Raw genomic sequence first — 4,279 nt, 5'->3', positions numbered from 1 at the left:
ATTCTAACAATTTAGAATCATCCATTATATCGTTTTTTAATAATGAAAATATAGATTTTGAAGAAAAAGAGGATTTGTTCAATAAAATTCAAAATGCCTTTTTTAAAGAAAAGTTTAAATAAAATTTATTATATTTAAAGCTATAAAAATAAAATTAAGAAAATAATGATATGTTTTCTAAAAATAGATTTTAAATTTGGGACTGTTTTTTTTGAGTGAGGCCCTTTTGTTATTCGCTCGTATATCCGTGTAACAGCCTTGTAGCGTTCGTTAAAAAATTTTTTGGATAAATACCTTGCCTTGAAATGAAAAAGTTTACCAAAAGGATACTACTTGATTTTTTAACTTATAAAAAATGATTTTAAGAAAAAATCACAGCTAAATTAATAACTGTGATTTTGATTTTTTTATTCCTCTGTATTATTTATATATTTACCTATTGTTGTAACAAATTCTCTTGCGTCTAGGAAATAATTTGGGTACGCTTTTCGTAAGTTCTTTAAGTTCTCAACCGATACTGATACAACGTTATTTGTGTCCTCTTTGTATTCACGTTCATACATCAAATAATCTCGGCTTATATTTTCTTCAGGTACTTGAATATATCTTATGCTATTGCCCTTATAATCCAATATCAATATCAAATAGCCTTCTCCTGTGATTTCCTCAAGCCGTTTGGTTATAACTCGTAAACTGCTTAAAGTTTTCAGTATATTAAATTCTCTGTTTAATTCTCTCAACTTATCCAGTTCTTTTGAAATTTCTGAAATATCTTTGTTCAATTCAATGTATTCTATCAGTTTACTTGATAATTTAAAAAATTCCCTATAATAAATGTCTCCCCCACCTGTCTTTAAAGATTGCTGTTTTATGCTGTCTATTATTTCAACTGAAGTAGCCCATTGGTGCTGTAACTTCGTTCTTATCTGCAATTCTATCTGATACCCTTCAAGCCTCTTTTCCTTTTTCCCTTGATACTTAAATATCTGATGTATTGACCTGTAGCCGTCCTCTTTTGGCTCTAAGATATAATTTTTTTCCCTAATAAATAAAAAATTATTCTTGTCTTTTTGTTTATAAACTTTATTTTTTAAGTAATTTGCCACTTCCTCTGTATCCTTTATATTAGGCAATATTATTCTTGCTCCTGCCAAGTCCTGCATTCTTCCCAATCGTAGTTCTGGAAATCTTTTAAGTTTCCCTATTATTGATGGCAACCTTTTTAATCTTTGAGAAATAATTATTGAATTTCTATTATTCGATAATTTTATTTTCTTGTTATTTATAATACTTCTCAAGCTCCATACAAAACTTTTTATTATTTTTGAGTGTTCAGCCCTAAAATCTGATAATTTCTGCAAATCCTCAATAGTTTCAGTATTTTCAACTATTCTTTTGCTTATCCTGTTCAGTTCCTTTTTAGACACTTCTTTATCATTAATATAAACCATAAATGTACTCCTTTCTTTCATACCATTATTTATACAGTATTCTTTATATATTATCTTCTTATCTTCCTTTTATCTGTATTAATTTATCTAAAAATTATGTATAAAAAAACACCACTATAATAGTGGCTCTGTGGCTGGCGTTCTTACATAACGCTTAAACTCTCATTCAGTTATCACAGATATACAGTATAAATATTCTTATCTGCAATCTAATTATACATTATTTGTTGTACTTTTACAACAAAAATTTAAAATTTTTTAACAATTAATAAACAGGTTAAATTAATGGTTGCTAATTTTCTCCAAAAAAATTATTTGTATTTCATAGCCATACTAAGTAGAATCAAGAAAATGGTGCTATGCTTATAGGGATGACTTATCTAATACAGCTTTATCAATCCATCGTATAACCTAGTATTAGCCTTGTGGCGTTTGTTAAAAATTCTTTTGGATAAATGCCTAGATTAAGATAATTCTACCAAATTGATATAAGTTTGAGTTTTTAATTTTGGAATTAATAAAAAAAGATTATCTATATTTAAGATAATCAATTTTTATACTATAGCTAGATTTTTTATTTTAGTTTGTAAAATGATAATAAATGTCTATAAAATAAAGGCTATTTTAATTATTTTTCGATGTTGGTTACTTATGTATATTTTATCCCCATTTTTACTGACTTTTTAGCTAAAAAAGAGTTTGTTCTTCAACTCCTTTTTAATTTATAAGGAAATTAAATTCATATTTTTTAGTTATTTACTGATAGATTTGATAATTTTAAAAGAGGCATCAGCCTCTTTTACTCTTCTTTTGTCAAACAAATATATAAATGTCTACGACAAAATATCCAACCTAGTTGGATTAATAAAATATTAATAGTATTTTTTGAGGGGTGGATATCTGTAATGATAAAATTCCCATACAATCATTTTAACCTTGCATACTGGACAGTAAAAAGGATTCATCCCGAAAGTCTTGTACATCTGCCTTTGATAAAATGAATATCTTAATACGGCAATGTTTTTCCTGAAAGCATCAATTGCCTCTTTAAGCCTGTCAGAAATATGTCTTGAATAAAATCCGTAGCGGTTTACCATCTTAAAGTTTTTAGGAGGCAGATGAATTAAAATATGGGAAACAAATCTCTCAGAAGGCATAGTAATGTAAGTTTTCTTTTTATCATTAGCCAGGTCATTAAAAAAGAAAGTAACCTCCTTGTCAGTAATATCAGTAATCTTGTATTCAGCAATGGGGGAACGTGCAAGGTATCGTCCAAGATATTTGATAATGCCTTTTGTGCTGTTAATATCGCCATTTCCAACGTTAAAGAAAAACCTTCTGTTTTCCTTGTAAAGCTTCGTAGCAGTATTTCTAGCGTCTTTCTCAATCTTCTTGCTGGGATAGCTTCCGTTTTCAATAATTTTAAGGAGGTATTTCCATTGCCCGGCAATAGTGTCAACGTTGAAGTATCTCATTTTCCTGAACTCAAGATTTTTATTGAATCCTCCTAATGAAACAATGGCATGAACATGAGGGTTCCATTTCAAGTCCCTGCCAAAAGTATGAATGACAGAAATGAGACCGTAATGTACAATATCGGAATCAGTAAAGTAATATTTGGAATGTTCAGAAATTTTGTTTTTTCTTTTTCTTTTCCTGCTGATATTGTGAAAGACGAACTTAAATACCTGGTTAACAGTAATAGAAAGTTTTGACAGAAGGGATATGTCATAAAAGAAGAACTTTCTGCATTCTTCAGGTATAGTAAAAAGAACATGTCGGTGTTCAATATCGAGAATATGTTTTTGAATATTTTCAGACCATGTCATAGAATACCTGTAACCACAAGAAGGACAGAGCTTAGACTTGCAGGTAATAGGGAACAAATGTGTAACAGGACAGAGAGGACGTTTGAACTTGACAAAACCTTTTGAAATATCCCTGCAGGCAAGAAATGTATCAATGGAAAGTTTAATATATTCAAGGTGACTGTCGCCAATATTATTTTTCTTGCAAAATTTTAAGGAATCTAGTAAAATATTGTTGTTACTGAAAATATATTTCAGTTTATTTTGTGTAATGTTTGTCATAAATATATTATACAAAAAAATCAGCCGAATTTCTATTCGGCTTTTTTTTATACTATTATTGCTATCAAGCCAAATAATATGGTATTTTGAGATAATTTTTCTGGAACTGTCAAAATTGCTATAATTTTACTATATCTTTTTAAAAGCTTGAGAAAATAACCGTTTACCTTGTTAATTGGACTAGTGTTGTACTACAAAATCAGAGCTTCAACGTTGTATATTCACTATATTATATAACAGTTATTAATGAAAAAGGAGCTGTCTCAAAATGACTAAAATTTTGAGTTCACCTTCTATTTTTTTGTCCAAATTAAAAACTCTCTAATTTTTTGCAGTTATCTGATTAGAATTTTTTCTGATCAAAGAAAAACTGCACTAAAAAATTAGAGATCCTTACTTCTCTTAAAGTCTAGTTAACAACTAATTTATGAAGTTTCATGCCTTCACGTCTCTGTACCTTCTTATGAATATATTTTCTTAAATTATAGCCAATAGCAAACAGTATAGCTTCAACTTTAGTTTTAGATATTTCACGGTATTTAAAGCGTTTGAATTTCATGTTCTGTTTTAACACTCCAAATGCTCCTTCAACCTGAATGCTTCTATTCATTCTAAGTATTATCCCTTTTTCTGTTGCTATATTTTCCTGTGACTGTTTTCTATATCTTAAAAAATTATCAGCTACATAAAGTTTTTTGTTATGAGATGTCTTTTTACATTTTTCTGCAAAAGGACATC

3 protein-coding genes are annotated in these 4,279 nt (G+C 28.7%); all 3 read right to left on the bottom strand.

Annotated features, from left to right (window positions below; genetic code table 11):
* Positions 1-407: 407 nt before the first annotated feature.
* Positions 408-1,451 carry a RelA/SpoT domain-containing protein gene (locus HMPREF1552_RS03000; RefSeq protein WP_039901077.1) on the bottom strand — a complete coding sequence of 348 codons (1,044 nt, stop codon included), beginning with the start codon at positions 1,449-1,451 and terminating at the stop codon, positions 408-410.
* A gap of 872 nt (positions 1,452-2,323) precedes the next feature.
* Positions 2,324-3,556 carry a transposase gene (locus tag HMPREF1552_RS11765; RefSeq protein WP_231370741.1) on the bottom strand — a complete coding sequence of 411 codons (1,233 nt, stop codon included), beginning with the start codon at positions 3,554-3,556 and terminating at the stop codon, positions 2,324-2,326.
* A gap of 394 nt (positions 3,557-3,950) precedes the next feature.
* Positions 3,951-4,279, bottom strand: a 329-nt coding sequence (locus tag HMPREF1552_RS02990; protein WP_021743591.1) for a transposase, incomplete at its 5' end; no start/stop codon positions are given.

It is taken from the genome of Leptotrichia sp. oral taxon 879 str. F0557, from assembly GCF_000469385.1.
Lineage (GTDB): Bacteria > Fusobacteriota > Fusobacteriia > Fusobacteriales > Leptotrichiaceae > Leptotrichia > Leptotrichia mesophila.
Note: the sequence above shows the minus strand (reverse complement) of the source record. Positions and strands in the feature narration are given on the sequence as shown.